A 19,593-nucleotide genomic window follows, 5' to 3' on the forward strand; every position below is an offset into this window, starting at 1 on the left:
GATTATTAGTGAATGGCCGTATAGTGGTGATTGGAGAGGATATTGAAAAAGGGCTTCCTATCCCTCTCTCAGCTCAAGACGTCCCGTTTGAAGACCCTCAGGTATTCTGATCAGCGCCTCGTACCCTGAAGGATGAATCACAGTGCAGTCAAAGAGATTATCGCGTATCTGCCAGGAGATAGAGCAGAGTCCTTCGGGCAGGGGGATCGTTCCCTCGGCGGCCTTCAAAGTTCCCGGTTGAGGGGAAATGAGATTTACTTTGTGTTTTCCCGGGGTGCTGGTAAATCCCAGTATGTAGCGGCGAAACAGTTCGGCGGGCATGCAGGACCATCCGTGGCAGTAGCTCCGGGTTAGTCGGTCTTTGTAGAACCCTTTGAATGTTTCCCAGCAGGTGGTGGATCCTTCTTCAAGCATAGATCCCCAAAGAGTACGAATCTGATTTAAAGCCTGGTCGGTAAAACCCTCCTGAAAAAGAAAGTCCAGCAGGAAGCCTGCTAGAAAGGGGGAGCCGCAGAGCACCGTCCCTTCTGGAGGATTCAGAACAAATTCTTTTACTTTCACTTGTCTTTCATCGGTCACACAGTGGCTGTAGAGCATCATCAGGTTCGTGGGAATACTGAATACAGGGGAAGGGCTGCCGTCATCTCTCATACAATCCCTGTAAGCGTGGTGGTCCTCCGACCAGAAAGTATGGTTTATTGCCCTCCGCAAGGATGAGGCTGTGTCCGTAAAGGTTTTCCTATCCCTTTTCAAAGCGCTGGGCAGGGCGGCTGTCTCCACAAGAGCCTTCACCAGAAGAGCATTCTGGTGGGCAATGAGGCCCCGGTAGGGCGTTTCCATCCCTCCCCAGTCCAGCATGTTCCATGCGGCCGTCTCCAGGAGTCCGTCAGGGTTGATCAGGCTGATGAAATGATACAGGGTTTGAGAGAGGGCTGGATAAATTTCCCCCTCGAAAGATACCGAGGGATTTCCACTGATATGCTCGGTGGCGGTGAGTATCCAGAAGAGGGACCAGGCAGTTAACTGAAGATGAATCCCCGCAGGAAGATGACAGTCGGGCAGGGAGGTCTCCTTCAGAGAATCCGCTGCCAGTAAAAGGGAGTTCTCGGTGATCTTTATGTCTCCGAAAACGAGGTTGTTGCTTCCGGCCATGGCTTTGACATCTCCCAGCCAGAGAGCCTGCTCGAAGGCGGGAGAGTCCACATAACTGTCTTCCCGGCAGAGCTTCAGTGTTCTGACACAGATCTCATCAATCATATTCAGAGTCGGATCGGAACAGCTGAAACTGCCTATTACTGTGAATGGGTATAGACTCTGGTCTACCTGTAGATCAGATAGAATAACCTCTGCTTCTGAGCGGATGATTACAAGCATATAACGGAAGCCCCGGCGCAGAACCGAGCGAAACCTGACAGGACATCCTCCTGTGGTCAGCCGAAGGGAAGTATCCAGATCGGCTGGTATCTCCGGGATGTCCCCAGGTTTTAGATACTCAAAGAACAGAATATCCAGGGTGGCTTCTTCTTGCGATTCAAGGGTCAGTTCCAAAAATCCCGAGACCTCTTCTCCCATATCCAGTAGAAGCTCTCCATCCCCCGAAGGGAAGTAGGGAATAATGATTTTCCTGACCGGGGAAAGCTCTTTGAAATCAGGAGAGGTCGGTACTGCTCCAAAACTGAGATGCTTTGGGAGGTCTTGGAATACCTGAATCCCCGGACTGACCAACCTTTTAAAAGGGATAAGTTCTTCTGGATGACCGCAGGATTGTATGGATCTGTAATCAGGGTGGTTTTTGTCCAGATCATAGCCGTCACTGCAGACAATGTTCCCAATGGAGATGCTTTCGATGGGGCCGAATGCGGCAAAGGGGATTTCCATATTCGGGAGGGGCGAAGCGAAGGTCAGAGGAGCCTCTGCTTGGAAATGAAGATCTACCCAGAGACGCTGCCAGGCCCCGGAAAGGTCCATCGTAAAAAGATTGTCTCCTTTCTGCAGGGGAATGGAGACCTCATTCTTTTCAGGGAGGATCTCATAGAGGATTCCATTTACATAGATTGACTCAATCTCCAGAGGCCACTTCCTATCCAGTAGGGTCAGGGTGACGCTCTGTTCTATCGCTGACAGTAGGCAAGTGACTAGAAAGCCGATGTGCAGCTTGTCCTCCGTGCTGGTGTCGCCGGGATAGAAGGCCTCACGGTAGTCTATGCGAATCCCCTGGCCAGAGGAATTAATCGTCCTTTGCCGCAACAGAGCCGCCGGGGTTTTTATCTCTGATTGTAGAAGAGGTATCCTTGATCTCCGGGGTATTCTGCTCTTAAACCTGGATGAGACATTCTGGGCAGGGAGCCACTCCGCATCATAAAAATCGGGCATCATCCAGTCGTACGGAAAAGCCCGGGAGTCGAAATCTTCCATCCAGGGCTGACTGATATTGATACGGGGAACCTCCTGCCGGTAAGCACTGTGGCGGGCGCATTTCCAGCTACCGTCAGTCACGAGTCCTGTCTTTCCCGATTCGTCTATGATCCGAACAGATAGGCCGGGGGTATCATGAATATACTGGCTGGTGCTTGTGCCGTAATGCCATACCAGAACAGCAATGTGGAGGTTCTGATCCCGGCTGTAGGCATCGTCCAGAGAGTAGGAGTCCATCCAGGGGGTCTGAGGCCAGCAGCGCCCGGGACCCGTGCCGTAAAACTGTCCGTTGAGATAAAGGAAATACCGGGAGTCGGCGCTGATCTGCAGTGTTTTAAAAGTTGTGAGAGTTCTATCTGCCGGGAGGCTCCTGCGGAAGCAGACAAATTCATTTTTATCCTCTCCTCCACCGGGAATCCATATCCATTGGGGCTTTTCCATATTTCTACTCTTTGACAGCTCCGGCTGTCAGGCCTTCCACCAGCTGACTGGTGAACAGAAAGAACAGGATAAACACTGGAATCAGGGCGGCAGTGACCGCCGCGAAGACAAGGTGCCAATTAGCCAGAAAGTTGTTCATATATTGATAGATTCCAAGGGTCAGGGTTCTCACTTGTTTTCCTGTTAGAAATACTAAGGGCATAAAAAAGTCATTCCATATGGTAACAAAATTGATGATCCCCACTGTGGCAAAGACGGGCTTTGAAATGGGTACCATGATCTGCGCATAGATACGGAACTCTCCAGCCCCGTCGATCCGGGCCGATTCATACAGGGCCCTGGGCAGAGAACGAAAGAAGCGGGAGAATATGAATACCGGGAGAGACAGATTAGCCGTATAGATCAGGATCATTCCCCAGAGGGAATTTATTAATCCCAGGGAGCGGATAATGATGAAAATAGGGAGAATCCCCAGCTGGATGGGAAACATAAGCCCCAGGAGAAAGTAGACCTGGAGAAAGTTGTTGCCTTTGAATTTGTAGCGGGAAAGCCCGTAGGCTGTCATGGAGGCGATGAGGAGAAGCGAGGCCAGGGCCATAACCGAAAGGATTACACTGTTGAACATGTATCTGAAAAAATGATCTTCCACAAAGACGGTCCTGTAGTTCTCCAGGGTAAATGACCGGGGAAATCCCATTGTGTTGTTGATGAGGTCACTCTTGGTCTTGACGGAGCTCAGCATTATATTGGGAATGAGCAGCAGGGTGATCAGGCTGAACAGAAGGAGCCCCGCGGCAGCAATTCGGGCGGTCAGGCTGGTACTTCCCCTGAGTCTTTCATAGTGGCTTCTTTTCATAGCATTTACTCCCTGTTGAACCGGTTGAAGAATTTGACCTGGATCACCGCGATAACGAGGATGATCATGAACAGAACTACACTGATGGCCGCCCCGAATCCCATGGATGTTTCACCGTAGTAGCCCCCCCCGAAGGCAAAACGATAGAAAAAGAGATTCATAAAGTCGATTGAATTATCGATCCCCCCCTGGGTTCCTCCTATGACGAACGGGATGTCAAACTGGGTGAGCCCCCATATCGTTCCAAGGATTATATTGTTGGCAAAGGCTGGTTCCAGAGCAGGTAAAATGATGTGACGGAAACGCTGTCTCTTTGAGGCTCCATCCATCAAAGAGGCTTCGATCAGTTCGGCAGGAATAGCCTTAAAGTTGGACAGGAATATAAACATTCCCGCGGCGCATCCCTGCCAGGCGATGACCATCATCAGCAGGGTGAAGGCCCTGTCGGGATCACCGAACCAGGCACTGATCAGATGATTCCATCCTATCCATTTGAAAAATTCGTTGATCACTCCGATATTCGGATCAAAGACAAGCATGGAGATAAACCCGACAATTGTGGTGCTGATCACATAGGGTAGGAATATGACAGTCTGGAAAAAGCGGTAGAACACAATTTTCAGATCGATCAGATAGGCCAGAAACAGCTGAATCGGCATGATCACCATAAGAGCGCAGATGACAAATTTGAAGTTATTCCCTATGGCATTCCGAAAGATAGATGAGAGTCGTTCATCCTGAAATAGACTTTTATAGTTGTCCAGTCCAATCCAGATTTTAGGGCCGAGGCCTGACCATTTGAAAAAACTGTAGTAGACGGCTGTAAAAAGAGGCAGAATCATAAACGCCGTATAAAGAATGAATCCGGGAAGGATAAAACCCACCCAGGGCCGTTTGTTCAGAGTCATAGGATAACCTTTTGTCTTTATTGTATTTCTGGAAAAGCGGCCCGCTTATGCAGCGGGCCGCAGAGAGAATCTTTACTTCATTTCCTTTGCCAGCATATCTACGAACTCATCGGTTGTGTATTTACCGGAAAGAAGTTTTACATTGTCCTGTTCCCATAGCTGGGTCGGGGCGGAACCGGGTTTGGCAAAATCACCCAGTATGGTGTAAAAACTGTTCACCTGAATGTCTGATGCAATGATTTCCTTGACCAGAGAATCATCGGTTGTGACTCCGTCCAGTCCGGGGACATCTTTCAGGTTGTCCACCCAGATCTGCTGTGACTCGACTGAAGCCAGGTAGTTGGCCAATCTCAGGGCTTCTTCAGGATAGTCTGTATCGTTGCTCACGCAGAATCCAGTAGAAAAGGTGACCACCAGAGGTCTTCTGCCGTCTTCTGTGGGAATCTGGAAGGCTCCGATTTCCATATCCGGATTGTTCTTCCGGAGGGTGTCTGCGTTCCAGGAACCGGTGATGGTCATAGCCGATTCACCTTTGGAAAAGGCCAGCAGCTGTCCGCCTTCGTCTACACCAAGGTACCCGGGGCCGTAATAGCCTTTGTCTCCCCATTCCAGCATCTTATTGAACGCTGCTTTTACACGGGGGTCATCAACCCGGGCCGTTCCGGCGGTGGCTTCGTCCAGCCAGTCGGGGGCCATGGCGGCAAGGATGGGTTCAAAGTGAAAGAGGATGCTCCATGAAAACATGCCTCCGAAGGAAAGGGGCAGGATATCAGCCTTATGGAGTGTCTCCAGAATGGCTTCAAAGTCGGCGAATGTTTCGGGAACAGAGATGTTGTTCTCTTTAAAAATGCCCTTGTTGTAGAAGACCGCTCTGGTACCGATAGTAGCACCAGGTGTCAGGAACACTTTTCCGTCAATGGTGATCATCTTTTTGGCCATACTAGAGTAGGGTGAGAGGTCTATACTGCCGGTCAGGTCCATTACTGCTCCCTGTTTGACCAAATTCCCCAGATCCGTTGTGGCGGTTCCGTTGGTCCAGAACAGGTCGGGAGCTTCTCCGGCCTGAATGGTGGTGCCCAGCAGGGCATAGTATTTGTCTGGTGTTTTTATTTCATACTCCACACGGATATCCGGATTAGACTGCATGAAATTCTGCAGGGTCGCATCGAGAGAGGGTTCAAACTGGGGGGTATGCTCCCATACATTTAAGACAACCGGTTCGCTCGTAGCTGTTTCTTCCTTGTTTCCCCCGGCCCAGAGGGTCAGGGTGCAGGACAGCAAGAGCATCATCATGGTCAATACTTTTCTTTTCATAAGGTTCCTCCTGATTTTCCAATAGGATATCTGCTGTAGTGCTCCCGGGGGAGGAATAAATATTACCTGTTCATTCAAATAATTAACATCCATGCTTTTTTAGAGAAATCTTCTGCACAATTTTTCGATCCGGGTTCACAAATTTGATATGAATCCTTATCAGGATTTGTCTATGATATTTTTTCTATATTCACTGAGGGTTATATTCATTTGCTTCTTGAAGACTCGGGAGAGGTAGTTGGGGTTCTCATACCCCGTCCTATAGGATATTTCCTTCACCGTCAGGTCCGTTGTGGCCAGGAGGGTACAGGCCTGGCTGACTCTGATCCGGTTCAGGTATTCAATGAATCCGATCCCCGTTTCCTGTTTGAATCGGGTGGACAGATAAGAGGGAGTCACATGAAACAGGGTGGAAGATTCGGAGAGGGTCAGGGGAAGGGCGTAATTCTTCTTTATATACTCTCTGACCGATTCTATGACGGTCTGACCTTCCCTGAGGGTTTTCATCAGATTGAAACACTCTTTCAGCTTCTGTTCCACCCAGATCCGGAGTGTTTCATGATCATCAATCCGGGACAGGGCATCGTAGACTTCCCCTGATTGCAGGACCTGAAGAAGGGCTTCTCTGTTCTCTGACAGCTCTTCCAACTCGTAGAATAGATGGCTCAGAGCAAAACTGAGATCCGATTTTACAATTCGGGGCGGGATCATCCAGGATTTTCCATGATCCAGACAGGCGGCAATGGACTGTTCCCAACAGAACAGGCAGTCTTCTCCCCCAAGAGAGAGCCGGGGCTTTTCCCGTTTCTTCCTTTTTTCGTTGTTTCCTGTGAGAATACAGCTCTGATTGCTATAGAATTTTAATTCAAGGGTATTCAGAGCCTGTCTGTATACCGAAGGGCCAGAGGCTCTGTCGAAATGTTCAAGAGAGAGGAACACCGGTCTGTTTACATAATTCGACAACAGAAGGCGCAGTCTTTCAGCCTTCCGTCTGATTTCTTTCTTTTTGTGCTCTTCCTCCCTGCTTTCACTGGGAAAGTAAATGAGAATCTCATTCAAGGGACCGGGAAAACAGTGTTCACCCGCCGAATGGTCAAGATTGTTCTGGAGGATTTGTCTTATGATGGTCTGATCAGGCGACCAGGGGATGACCTCCAGTCCGGTGTCGTATTTTTGTTTAAAGCCGATGATACCCAGATAACCCGATCCTTCGGAGAGAATCCCGGGATAGAGTTTCTCTGTTGCGGGAGGGGGCATATGTGCTTTAACGGGGAGCAGGTCATCAAGAGTCTGGAAAAAATAGTTCTCTTCAAGATTGTGTTTCAGAAGATACTCATCGGCCCCCAGTTTGTAGGCCCGATGGACTAGATCATAGTCCTCATGGCAGCTCAGAACGACAATCTTCATGTCCGGGAATCCGGGTTTCAGGGATTCGATCAGAGACAGGCCATCCATTCCCGGCATCCGGAGATCCGTGAGCAGAAGGTCCGGAGGATTTTGCTGACAGAATTCCAAAGCCTGACGCCCGTCTCTGAATGTGTTCTGTACACAGAATTGATTTTCCCTGTTTTTAAAAAGGGCGCAGACCCCATAGAGAACCAAGTGTTCATCATCAACAATTACTACATTGTACATAAGTCCTGCTCCTTAGTAATCCATGGAATTGTAAATTGAACTCGGGTCCCCTGACCGGGGGAACTCTCAATTGAAAACTGAGTACTCCGGCCGTAGTTCAGTTCCAGTCTTTTTTGAATATTCCTGATTCCTGTGTGTATGACAGATTCTATGTTCTCTTCCTGACTCTCCCGTATCTGGGATAGATTAAATCCTCTGCCGTTATCAACGACAGTGATTTCCAGTGATGCCTCTGAATCTTCTGATTCCCTTTTGTAGATCTGGAGGGTGATGATCCCCGGAATTTCCCGGTCACGGATGCCGTGAATAATGCTGTTTTCTATGATGGGCTGGATGATGAACTTATTGATTCGGGCTTTGTACACCTCAGGAGAGATCTCTAAATTCAGGGTGAAATCATGATACCTGTTCTTTTGAATGAGAATATACTGTCTGATATTGCTGACCTCTTCTTCCACAGGAATCAGAGTTCTTTCCATATCAGAGGCGGATCGCATGAGGGTTATCAGGGCAATGGTGGTTTCTTCAATATTGGATTGGGAGTTGACCGCTGCCATCCATCGAATTGTGTTAAGGGTATTATAGATGAAATGGGGATTAAGCTGACTCCGCAGTGCCTTGAGCTCCGCTTTCGTCTTCAGCTTCTCTTCCTCTGTCACCTTCTCGAGGAGTGTGGTAATCCTGCCGGTCATTGCTTTCATGCTGTTATAGAGAGAGTCAATTTCAGAAGTAGAACTCTCAGGGAAGGTTTGCGAAATTTTCAGATTCCCCTCACCGAAATAATCGATCTGATGGACCAGGGCAGCCAGAGGTTTGACCAGCCCGGTGGATAGAAGATAACTGAAAGTTAAAATAAAAAGGATAAACAGTCCAAAGAGGATGAACAGGCTGTCCTTCATGGAATCAAAGTGGACCAGGACGGCGTCTTTCTCCAGTATCCGGATGAAGGTCCAGCCGGTCAGTCCGGAGGTCTGGTGTACGACATAGCTCTGACCGTCATCTGAAATGAAACATCCCGAATCGTCCTTCAGTACGGATTGAAAAAAAGTTTTCTGAAGGGAAGAACCGGTAAGCTGAGTTTGTGATGAGGATATGACCAGACCTTCGGCTGTAACGATATAATCCCGGCTTCCCTTCAACGGGAGTTCACCTGCTTCTTTGTCATGAAAGAATGCCTCCCTGACAACCAATGTGATTCTGCCTATGGTGTGGTTTGACTGCCGCAGCAGACGGGAGGCTGCGAAATACAGATCATCCTGACCGAAGACAGTAGACATCGCCGTCGTGGGCACCCAGACCAGACGGCCGGGAAATCTGTTAAGCTCCTCGTCATATGCTTCTATGACCTGTTCCAGCATGATGATACCCGCTCCCTCAGTAATGTCCATATTCGATGTGTGAATGTTGGCGGTCATCAGGTGTTTGTCGGAATTGACAAAGCTCTTTAAGATTTCCCGGCAATAAGAAATCAGCTCTTCATCGGGGCGAGGTTCATCCATTGCCTGCTCCAGGGCGTTCATCAGCTGGGAATTGAAGTAGATCTGCATGGTCATACGGTGATATTCCTCAAGACGGGTTTCGATCCGCTTGATCGACTCCTGGATCACTATTACGCTCGCATCCAGGGTCCTCTTTTCAATCAGATCGCCATTGATTTTGAGAAGGATGAGGCAGAAGGCCAGAGTCGGCAGGGCGATGACCAGAAGGAATGAGAGGAATATCTTTCTCTGCATGCGCATTATTTAATAAAAGTATCATGATTCATCATTCTTTTGGTCTTTTATTAATTTTTCTCTTTTGCCCGGTTCTTAGCAGGAAATATCATTGCCCCTCATTTATAATAGGAATCAGGAGCGATAAAATGAAACTCAAAGATAAAACGATTGGAATGCTTGTGGGACCCGGGTTTGAAGACCTGGAATTCTGGGCCGTATATATGCGCATAAAAGAAGAGGGCGCCCGTATTCTGGTGATGGGAATGAAACGGGGGGAGACCTACAGTTCTAAAAGCGGCGGGCTTAAGGCAACCGCTGAGTACGGCCCCAATGATCTCAGTGCAGATGATTTGGATGCACTGCTTATACCCGGCGGGTGGGCCCCTGACCAGCTGCGTCGGATTCCTGAGTATATTGAACTGATCCGGAAGATGGATCAGGCTGATAAAATCCTGGGATTTATCTGTCATGCCGGATGGCTGGCGGCCAGTGCCGGCCTACTGGAGGGACGGAACGTTACGGGTTCTCTGGGAATCAAGGATGATCTGGTTAATGCAGGGGCTGTCTGGGTTGATCTTCCTGCTTTTCGGGATAAAAATTTGGTCTGGGGAAGGGTGGTTGCTGATATTCCTGATTATAACAGAGAAGTGATCAAGGCTTTGTCGTAAGAATTAAAAAAGATCCAGCAGAAAGATTCGCATTCTTTTGAAACTATCCTCCTTGATTTACGTCAACCAATGATTTACGTCAACCAGTGATTTAATGGAAACGGGTAATATCGATTGCATCGGGGCTGGGTCTGGTATATGATTTTAACAATATATGGCACATTCAAAAGATCCATTACATGGAATAACCCTCAAGACAATATTAGAACGTTTAGTTCAATATTTTGGTTGGAAAAAGCTCGGTTCTCATATCAATATTGATTGCTTCAATTTTGATCCATCAATTAAATCCAGTTTGAAGTTTTTGCGGCGAACTGATTGGGCTAGAAAAAAAGTAGAAGATCTTTACCTGGATCTGGATTACGCCAAAAAAGATGATCTCTGGTGGGAGAACGGAAAGAACAACCCTGAGTCCTAAATATAGCATTCAATTATTATGTGTTAATAACAGCAATATAAATCAGGAAATAAATCACAAGCAAATAGCGATTGACAATGAGATTCCAGAAATCTATTGTCAGCATGGGGATATAAGTTTTTGAGTTGAAACAGCCTTTTGAATAATACAGCAGCCCGTTGTCTGGGGCTGCTGTATTATTCATTCTTTCAGAGATATTTCTACCATCTGATGTCCCTGGATTTCAGGTATAGAAAATACCAGATAATCATCTAAACGCTCAGGCTTAATACCGATATCCTGAGGAACAATACATACTCTTTGGTACGACTCCGGAATACACAGCGAAAGTTTAATATTATTGAGGGGAATAACATCCTGAATACTGTCAAACTTCTGACCCCGTCTTTCGGGTATATAATGCAGTAAATGTACTATATATGAATCCCTTGATTCTGATTTATTCACCGTTACAATCAGAGAACTGGGACCATTGTGTTTTACCAACTGATCCGGCATCAGCATATCAATCGCGTTCTTTATTAGTGTTTTACACCAGAGGGGATCAAGCTCATGGTAAGTTGTAAAAATCGGGTGAATAAAATGTATTAGATTTTTGTTTCGCAGCACCCCGGGGTAGGCTCGTTCGTATGACGAGGGGCTGTGCTGATGCGAACAGAAATGCTCCCAGGACCGGTTAAAATAAGGACGGTTCACCCAGCTGATAACATCCGTGCCCTGTTCAGGCTCTACACATTCTGCTTTTTTATACATAACATAGTCTACAGGTTCCAGATCTTTAAGGAGATCATTTTCAGGAACAATGAAATCCGGGCAGAATGGAGAGGGCCCCTTTTTTGAAAATCCCATTTTAAAGTTTTCATAATCACCAGTCTGAGTATTACGTCCGGACATGTAAGAACTGAGAATGGAACCACCCTTCTCCATGAAATCGGTCAGCTTTTCTGCTGTTTCTGTATCATTTACTGCAACATGGTCGGGGAGAATCAGTATCCTGTACTTCGAAAAATCCTCCTGCTCGTCAATGATATTAAACTGATATCCCAGTTCCTGCAGCATCCTGGTACATCCGGAAATATCCGGAGAGAGAGAGCCGTTTACTGTTCCTTCAAAGCGGTCAGGAGATAATACAGCCATTTCGACGACCGGACGGACGTTTTTACACCAGGGTTCTTTCTTTTTAACCTGTTCATACACAGTTGAAATCAGCTTGTATGTAGAATCAGACAGAGTCCCCAGAGGATCCAGCTGATCCCCGATCGAGCATGCTGCGGTAAATGCCAGGGAACGGAAACACTCATACTCCAGAGCAGGCAGTGTTTTCAGGGAATTGAAGTCTCCCCAGGACGTATGGAACTTTCCAGTTTGTCCGATACAAGGTACTCCCAGAGTTCTGGCATATCGAATTGTAATGGGGAAGTCCCAATACCCCCAGCCTCCACCGGGTAATGATTCCAATTCAAGATGCGTGAATCCTTGAATAATGTCTCGGTGAGACAGTCTCACATGGCTGTGGTTGTAATATATTCCGGCATCTGCTCTGACCTTTCGGACTTCGGAACTGATATACTCGGTAAACTCCCTGATGACATGGCGCATATACTTCTGGCGTTCCTGACTTGAGGCTGGATCCATTTTCTTTTCAATCATACCCTGTCTGCAGTTGACACAGGAGCATTCCCGGGAATTGATAATATCCAGAAACAAACCATCGCAATCAGGGTACATTTCCAGAACCTCGACGGCCTGTGCCAATACCATATCTCTATAAGGAGTATTCAAACAAATCTGCCTGTAAAAACCGGCTTCAAAGGGGCTTGATCCGACCTGCCGTCCATTTTCATCAAGTACAAGCCACTCCGGGTGTTCATTTGAGGTCAAATGATCCCATTGCAGCGGTAGATAGACCGGCACATTGATATCCAGGTTTTTACAGGCCCGGATCTGATCTCCAAGTAGATCCTTATATTCAAGATTAGGGTGTATTCGGTCTGGAAATTTTTTGGATGGGTAGTACAGCCAGCCATGATGGCATCTGGAGAAACATGTAATCGAGTCCACATGTGCCTTTTTAAGAGTATCGGCAAAATCCTCGGCATTAAAATTCGCTGCAATATGGGGTATTGCCTCGCTGGTGTGAAAATCTAGATGTATCTGTCTTTGTCTCATAATATTTTCCTTTGTCATTGATTCTCTGATAGTATTTTTAACTCAATAATTTTCTCTAATATTGATTCATAACCTGTAAAGACTGTGTCATCGACTATTAGAATAGGTAATGAACTGAAAATGCTGTCCAGGTTTTTTTCCCGTATGATCTTCATCATATATCCGGCATCATCTTCATTGATCAGGTTATAGGAATGTCCAACGATCTGTGTGTTCTTCGCAGAAAGAACTGTAATCTTTGAGGAAATATCTGCTGCGGTTTTATACGACTCACAATTCGGACAGAGTTCTATATAAAAAAAGAATATTTTCTTCGGTTCAGGATTGTTCTGGCAACCGGATGAAAAGGTCAGCACAATAAATGTGACAAGGAATACCTGCTTTAAGAGTCGTCCCCTCTTAAAAAGGTTTACCAAAGACCGGATATCCTTCATCAGAATAAATCGCCCCTATCCCTTTTATTTAAAGGAAGTAATTGAGATAGTACAAATTCTCCATCCTCACGGATAAGGACGTCGTCAAACAGTATCCGGCCGCCTCCGTATTCAGGTCTTTGAATCTGAATGAGATCCCAGTGGACAGCACTCTTGTTGCCGTTATCCGCATCGTCATAGCTGTTTCCGGGAGTCAGATGAAAACTTCCATATATCTTTTCATCAAAGAGTGTATCTTTCATGGGTTCCAGGATATGAGGATTGACACCGAGGGCAAATTCCCCAGTATATGAACTGCCGCCGTCACTGTTGAGAATCTCCTTGAGCTTCCGCTTATTTCCGTTGCAATCGCATTCAATGATCCGTCCTTCCGAGAATTCCAGCTCTACAACTTCAAAGACCTCCCCTTTATACAGGGAGGGCGTATTGAAGCGGATTGTTCCGTTGACTGAGTCTCTGACCGGTGCCGTATAGATCTCTCCATCAGGCAGGTTCATCTTTCCTGCGCATATTACTGTTGGTATTCCTTTAATTGAAAACTGAAGATCGGTTCCAGGAGCCTCAATTCTAACTCTGTCTGTTCTGTCCATCAGATCCTTCAAGGGATCAAGATTTTTTGATAATTCCTTATAGTCCAGGGTACAGACCCGGAAGAAGAACTCTTCGAATTCCTCTACGGAATGCTGAGCGAGTTGTGCCATGGCTCCGTTGGGGTAACGAAGAACACACCATCTTGTGTTGGGAACTCTCTCCTCAAAGACCACTTCTTTTTTATATACATTCTGAAGCAGCATCAGTTTTTCTGGAGAAAGATCGGAGTGTTCAAAAACATTATCAGTTCCATTAATACCGATATAACAATCAACATCCTTCATGATGGCCCTGTGTAAGTCGGTGAAGCTCCTCATCTGTTCAGGATTAACTTCTTTGAGAAAATCCCGAAAAAGAGGTGGATCATTAAAATACCAGAAAGGGATAGCTCCTTTTTTTGTGATCAATTGAATAAGTTCAGCCGTAAGGTCTTTGGTTGCTATGCCTTGAAAATTGATATATACCCGTTCTCCGGGTTGTACATTCAGAGAATGAGAAACTATTATTTCTGCCAGTCGGACCAGGCGAGGGTCTTTCATTGATTACTCCTTATTTTCCGGATATAAGAAATCTTCAGCACTGAGAGAGCGGAAGAAGAGCCTGAGGGCTGCGATACCTTTTATCCAATTGTCAATGTCCAGTTTTTCGTTGGAAGCATGCATGTTATCTTCAGGGAGTTGAAAACCAGTCAAGATTGTCTGGACACCCAGATGTTCGTCTATAAATCTCGCCATAGGCAGAGAGCCTCCACTTCGAGCCAACACAGGAGGTTTTTTCCATATTTCTTCAAGAGCTCCAGCCATCTTTGCTGCTGCTGGAGAATATGGATTACTCAATGAGGCAGAAAACCCGCCCCAGTCTCTCAATTCCCAGTTAACTGCTCCGGGAATACATTCATCCAGATATTTGAGAAGACTTTTTTTTATCTTTTCAGGGGACTGCCCTGGCACAAGTCTGAATATAAGAAAAGCCTCGGCGGTCGGTGAAATTGAGGGACGCATTTCTCCTGTCTGAATATCCACAACTTCAAGAATCGGACGCGTCCAGCATCTTTCCAGTGAAGTATAGCCCGGTTCACCCCAGAGGGTTGGAGCTTTACACTCCCTCAGGAAAAAATCATCATCCAGAGGCAGGGAATTCATCGATTCGGATTCCCAGGGTGGTGGGGGAGTCAGGTTTTCATAAAATCCCGGAAGGGCAACCCTTCCTTCTTCATCATGAAGAGCTGCAACAGCCTTGCAAAGTGCATGTACAGGATTCAGAATGACCCCACCGTATTCTCCACAATGTAAATCTTTTCCGGGACCGGTAATCCGCAGATAGCCTGCGGACATGCCTCTGCTGCCATATGTAATTGTCGGATAATCTTTCATGATCATACCGGCATCCACATTCAGTACTAGATCACAGGCAAGCTTTTCTTTATTTTCTCTGATGAATCCTTCTACCAGGGAGCCTTTCCACTCCTCCGCTCCTTCGAAGAGAAACTTGAAATTGATATTCAACTCTCCCTCTGCGAGGATTAGATCCAGTGCTGCAAATAGTGCCATGATCTGCCCTTTCATATCGGTCATTCCACGGCCGAATATGTTTCTTCCCCGAATCTGCGGATCAAAAGGAGCTGAAAGCCATTCCTCGGGATCTCCCGTCGGCTGAACATCATAATGGCCGTAGATCAGGATAACCGGAGCCCCGGGTACGACACAGGGAAGGTCTGCGGTGACCATTGGAATCCCTTCAAACAGATCGTTCTCAATATTGACGGCACCCTGTTTTCTAAGTCTTGAGATAAGCCATTCAGCCGCTTTGCTCATGTCATTGCGGTGTTGGGGATCGGCGGAAATGGAGGGTATCCGTACGAAATCCATCAGTTCTTCCAGCCAGGCCGTGATCTTTTCCTGTGGGATAGTCATTTTATCATCTTTCGGATTACTCATCTGACGATCTCCACCCGGTAGAATTCACCCTTCACACAGGGAAGAATTCTACCTTCAAGAGTTTCATTATTCACAATTATTTTCCACTCTGAGTCCTTGTTCATCGATTCTAAAGCTGTATTCTGCATAAATTGTATGTCGTAATCGGCCCCTCTGAAACTCCGTCTCATGGATGCTTCCTTCCAATGACCGGGGAGGCATGGATCAACAAGGAGCCCGTTCCATACCGGGCGAATCCCGAATAGATAATTCATTATCACAGTATGGACCCAGCCCGCGGTACCGGTGATCCAGGCTCCGCCATAATCGCCAAATCGGTATCCACTTTCGGGACCAAGGTAGGAGTTCGGTAATGAATAAGGAGGACCGCTAAAGGGGATTCTCGCTTCTGAAAAAGGTAGGATTTTTACTAGGGATTTCCAGGCAGCATCCGGGCGCTTTAAAAGGCAGTCTGCCATAATTTTAAAAGCATTGGAATGAATATAAATGCCTCCATTTGTATTTGTACCCGGACGTACATCAGAGAGATACCCAATTTCTTCATCATGCTGCGTATATGGCTTTGACAGAGTGGCAAGACCTTTTTCTGTATCCAGAAGCTTCTCTGCAGATTCTATGGCATGAAGAGCTCTGCCTTCCCTGCCTGTTCCTGAGATAACCGCCCAGGCTTGTGTGTTGAGGTAGCACTGTCCTTCCTCTTCAGTTTTACTGCCTATGGTACGGCCGGAATCGGTAAATCCTCGAATATACCAATCTCCATCCCATCCATGTGATTCGATTGCATCCAGAAGCTCCCTGCTCTGCTGAAGGGTCTTTTCCGCGGTCTGTGTATCATTCACTAATCCTGACAGTTCCCTCAACATGGGAAGGGCATGCAGCAGGGCCATGGATAGCCACATACTTTCTCCCTTTCCTCCTGTACCGGCTCCGTTGAGCATGTCGTTCCAGTCTCCTCCATGGATACGCGACAGTCCATGAGATCCACGATCATTCCAGAGGTATTCTACGGCCCGTCGGGTATGCTCATAAACATTTCCTGTGTCTTGATCATGGAACTCAAGCTCGTGCATCAGGAAATCTGTATTGCCCCTCTCCATCACCAGGTTATATACAGCATTGACAATCCAGACCGGAGAGTCAGCATAATTCTGCTCAATCAGTTGACCTTCACACCATCCCCGGGGAGCAAAACCGCTGGCATATTGTCTTTTAAGAGTCTCAGCTAATCGGGCCTCACCTTGATCCAGATGGATAAAAGCCATGTTGCCATTATCCTGGCACAGGTCTCTGAAACCGTTATAATAGATTCGTGCCCAGGTGGAATTAAACTGGGTCTGATGCTTCAGCCATGAGTTGACAAAGAGATCAAATGCCTTTTCTCCAGTCTCTATGGTTGCCCCGCTGTTATTTTCACGTACTTCTTTTTTTAGAATTTCAAGGGCTTTCTGAGCGTTCCCTGGGGATAGATATTTTTCTTTTACTTTGCGAATCTCATCGGGATTCTCCCAAAGTCCGTTGGCAAATACAAAATTTTCCGTTTCAGCTGCATCAAGGTTTAGATCCATTTGAAAGGAAAATGCAATATTCTCGAACTCGGCTGGGTTGTTAGGCAGTTTTTTTGATTTCTTTAATTCTACGGGATCTGTAGGGCTTCCATAAGGACCGAATATAGCGGATCTCCTGCAATCATAGGCATCAGGCTTCCGGTCGACAGAGAAAAACCCCTTCTCTTTGCTGCCGTCCGTGGCATGATGAAACCATGCTCCATGACGGATTACATTGGAAGCACTCAGTATTTCCAGTTCACTGTTCCATTCTCCTGAGGTTGATGTTATATCCTGTCGTTCACCGATTGCCGTATTCAAGGCTGCAATGATCCTGACACTGCGACTGAATTTCTCAGTATTTGTAATTTCGAGCTGCCAGATTTCACAGGATTCATCGACAGGAACAAAGCATGTCCAGGAAAATGAAAACCCTTTAATGCTGCTCCTGATAACAGAATATCCAGTATGGTGCTCGCATTCGTACTTGTCATAAATTGCTTCAGAGGCGAGGCCGTTAATGCAATACAGTTCCTCATTTTCAATGAAATACAGCATTCTGCCTTTGGTTAGTTTTTTTCTTATGCCATTTTGATCCTGCTGAAGAGAATACCCCTGACCGCTCTGTGAGAAAACAGAGAGAAAATTTTTATTCCAGAGATGGTTTGTCCATGATCTTGGAGTATGAGCTGTATTGATAGTGAAGGTCTCTCCGTCTGGGGAAAAAGCACCCTGTGGAAATTTCTGGAACAGATTCATTTAAAGCCTCTTATGCATTTATAATGTAGAATTGAAGAGGAGCAGAGCCTGCTCCTCTTCGAGGTATGTGTTTATCTATTATGTGTTGTTAAGATTCAATTTGAATAAGCATTTCTGTATACAGATACATATTCATCGACATTGATATCTTTCAAACTCTGAACATAGTTATCCCAGTCCTTTTCAATGTCCAAATCACCGATAATGAAACGGATCATTGATTGCTTAACATAGTCTACAATATGCAGACGAAGCTGAGCTGCCTCTTCTATTTCTTCCAGCCCCAGGAATGTATCTCCTAGAAATACTTCTTTGGGAGCATAGGGCTCATAATTATTATTTGTTTCCTGAAATAGACGGGTTTCGAAACCGTCTGCCGCCATGGGATCTTGAGGTTGTGCCTTAGTTCCTCTGACACTGGCAAAGGATCTGAAGGAGGGGCCGACTTCCTTCCAGGATGTATTATCAATTTCCATATAATCACTCAACTGTTCCCACACGGCCTGGTTTCCACTGAAATCTTTTTTGCCTATGTCTGCAGCTTTCCAGGTTTTTCCTTCAATTCCTACATCCAGAAGCATGCTTCCTTCGAAGGAGTACATATAGTCAGCCAGACGGATAGCTGCCTTGGGGTTTTTGCACTTGTCGGTAATGGTGAACATGGCGCCTTTTACAGCCTTGAAAGGGGTCGGTACAGAATACTGTACACCTGAGGGACCTGTCAGAGGACGAATGGACACATAGTCCTTATGACGTGGTATTTCTTCAGAAATGGTGACAAAAACTCCGGGATGACCGGCGGCTGATGAGCCGAGAATCACTGCATCAGAATTATTTCCCATCTCTCTGAGCTGAGTATAATCCTGAGTAAATGATGCGGGATCATACAGTCCTTCATTATACAGTCTGTTCATAAAACGAAGCCCGTCACGCCATCCTTCGGTATCGGCTACAAAATCAAGATTTCCATTGTTTACCTGGAAAAAATACTCCTGATCCACTGATCCACCATCGTCAAATACAAAAGCATTCATGATGAAGTGTTCTGTTTTGGAATACCAGCCGTTGGGAGAACCGCTTAGAGGAATCTCATCCTGGATTCCGTTACCATTGGGATCTTGTGTCTTAAAGGCTTTAAGCATCTGGTAGAAGTCTTCGGTTGTTTCAGGAATCTTCATGCCCAGAGCATCCAACCAGGGTTTATAAACCCAGTACTTAGGGTTATAAGAACAGTGGTAGCACTCGTTTATGGTTGGAAGGCCATAGATCTCTCCATCGGGAGCCGTTAGACTTTCCAGAAATCCAGGGATATCTTCTCCTGCTTTCTTGATATTTGGTGCATATTTATCGATAAGATCCGTTAGAGGCACAAACACTTGCTCGCTGGGGCCATATCTCATAATATCTTCATTTGTGAAATAACCCGACAAGAAAATATCAGGATACTGACCACTGGCAAGGAGAAGCTGTTTTTTTTCCGCAATTGCTTCAGTAGGGACAATAAGCATATCCAGATGGATGTTTGTTTTATCCTCCATAAAAACAGTTGTATCATTCGTATTCAGATCTTCAACAAGGGCTCTCTGTTCGATGAATGCCGAAAGTGTGATTTTTTCATCCACAATTGGAAACTGACCGGCAGGATTGACCATGACCTCTTTTGTCTCGCCGGCATCTTGCTGGCCGGTGGCAAAAAGACCGGGTACCATCGATACAGCCATCAGGGCGCCGAGAATCAGCGAAGTGATACTAAATCTCTTACTTTTCATTACTAAACTCCTTTGAATTT

14 protein-coding genes are annotated in these 19,593 nt (G+C 46.4%); 2 read left to right on the forward strand and 12 right to left on the reverse strand.

Translation table 11 applies throughout. The features are described from left to right. Nucleotides 1-57 precede the first annotated feature (57 nt). The 6 genes from DV872_RS18915 to DV872_RS18940 form a co-directional block, all read right to left on the reverse strand. Nucleotides 58-2,856, reverse strand: coding sequence for a trehalase family glycosidase (locus tag DV872_RS18915; protein WP_114631524.1), 2,799 nt, complete (start codon nucleotides 2,854-2,856; stop codon nucleotides 58-60). Nucleotides 2,857-2,860: 4 nt separating this feature from the next. Continuing rightward, entirely contained in the window at nucleotides 2,861-3,712 is an 852-nt protein-coding gene (locus DV872_RS18920) for a carbohydrate ABC transporter permease (RefSeq protein ID WP_114631525.1), read from the reverse strand. Nucleotides 3,713-3,717: 5 nt separating this feature from the next. After that, nucleotides 3,718-4,620, reverse strand: a complete 903-nt coding sequence (locus DV872_RS18925; RefSeq protein ID WP_114631526.1) for a carbohydrate ABC transporter permease — start codon at nucleotides 4,618-4,620, stop codon at nucleotides 3,718-3,720. 72 nt (nucleotides 4,621-4,692) lie between these two features. Beyond that, nucleotides 4,693-5,934 carry an ABC transporter substrate-binding protein gene (locus DV872_RS18930; protein ID WP_158547058.1) on the reverse strand — a complete coding sequence of 414 codons (1,242 nt, stop codon included), beginning with the start codon at nucleotides 5,932-5,934 and terminating at the stop codon, nucleotides 4,693-4,695. A 159-nt stretch (nucleotides 5,935-6,093) separates the two neighbouring features. Beyond that, a complete protein-coding gene (locus DV872_RS18935; RefSeq protein ID WP_114631528.1) occupies nucleotides 6,094-7,569 on the reverse strand; it encodes a response regulator in 1,476 nt (491 codons plus the stop codon). Next, on the reverse strand, nucleotides 7,557-9,302 hold the full coding sequence (locus tag DV872_RS18940; protein WP_158547059.1) for a sensor histidine kinase: 1,746 nt from the start codon (nucleotides 9,300-9,302) through the stop codon (nucleotides 7,557-7,559). The genes DV872_RS18935 and DV872_RS18940 overlap by 13 nt, the downstream gene beginning before the upstream one ends. 128 nt (nucleotides 9,303-9,430) lie before the next feature. Between DV872_RS18940 and DV872_RS18945 the strand changes: the two genes are divergently transcribed. Together DV872_RS18945 and DV872_RS18950 are read left to right on the forward strand one after the other, a co-directional pair. After that, a complete protein-coding gene (locus DV872_RS18945; protein ID WP_114631530.1) occupies nucleotides 9,431-9,952 on the forward strand; it encodes a type 1 glutamine amidotransferase domain-containing protein in 522 nt (173 codons plus the stop codon). Nucleotides 9,953-10,106: 154 nt separating this feature from the next. Then, nucleotides 10,107-10,370 carry a VF530 family DNA-binding protein gene (locus tag DV872_RS18950; protein WP_114631531.1) on the forward strand — a complete coding sequence of 88 codons (264 nt, stop codon included), beginning with the start codon at nucleotides 10,107-10,109 and terminating at the stop codon, nucleotides 10,368-10,370. Nucleotides 10,371-10,550: 180 nt separating this feature from the next. Here DV872_RS18950 and DV872_RS18955 read toward each other — a convergent pair whose 3' ends face one another. The 6 genes from DV872_RS18955 to DV872_RS18980 form a co-directional block, all read right to left on the reverse strand. After that, nucleotides 10,551-12,539 (reverse strand): beta-galactosidase trimerization domain-containing protein, encoded by a 1,989-nt coding sequence (locus tag DV872_RS18955; RefSeq protein ID WP_158547060.1) that lies wholly within the window; start codon nucleotides 12,537-12,539, stop codon nucleotides 10,551-10,553. A 14-nt stretch (nucleotides 12,540-12,553) separates the two neighbouring features. Beyond that, a complete protein-coding gene (locus DV872_RS18960) occupies nucleotides 12,554-12,973 on the reverse strand; it encodes a hypothetical protein (protein WP_114631533.1) in 420 nt (139 codons plus the stop codon). After that, nucleotides 12,973-14,103, reverse strand: coding sequence for an aminopeptidase (locus tag DV872_RS18965; protein WP_114631534.1), 1,131 nt, complete (start codon nucleotides 14,101-14,103; stop codon nucleotides 12,973-12,975). Before DV872_RS18965 ends, DV872_RS18960 begins: the two co-directional genes overlap by 1 nt. 3 nt (nucleotides 14,104-14,106) lie before the next feature. Beyond that, nucleotides 14,107-15,501 carry a M20/M25/M40 family metallo-hydrolase gene (locus DV872_RS18970; protein WP_114631535.1) on the reverse strand — a complete coding sequence of 465 codons (1,395 nt, stop codon included), beginning with the start codon at nucleotides 15,499-15,501 and terminating at the stop codon, nucleotides 14,107-14,109. Then, nucleotides 15,498-17,804: a GH36-type glycosyl hydrolase domain-containing protein gene (locus DV872_RS18975; protein ID WP_114631536.1), complete on the reverse strand. Its 2,307-nt coding sequence runs from the start codon at nucleotides 17,802-17,804 to the stop codon at nucleotides 15,498-15,500. Before DV872_RS18975 ends, DV872_RS18970 begins: the two co-directional genes overlap by 4 nt. 95 nt (nucleotides 17,805-17,899) lie before the next feature. Continuing rightward, nucleotides 17,900-19,573 (reverse strand): extracellular solute-binding protein, encoded by a 1,674-nt coding sequence (locus tag DV872_RS18980; RefSeq protein WP_114631537.1) that lies wholly within the window; start codon nucleotides 19,571-19,573, stop codon nucleotides 17,900-17,902. Between the last annotated feature and the right edge of the window lie 20 nt (nucleotides 19,574-19,593).

The sequence above is a fragment of the Oceanispirochaeta sp. M1 genome (assembly GCF_003346715.1).
In the GTDB taxonomy this organism is placed as follows: Bacteria; Spirochaetota; Spirochaetia; order DSM-2461; family DSM-2461; genus Oceanispirochaeta.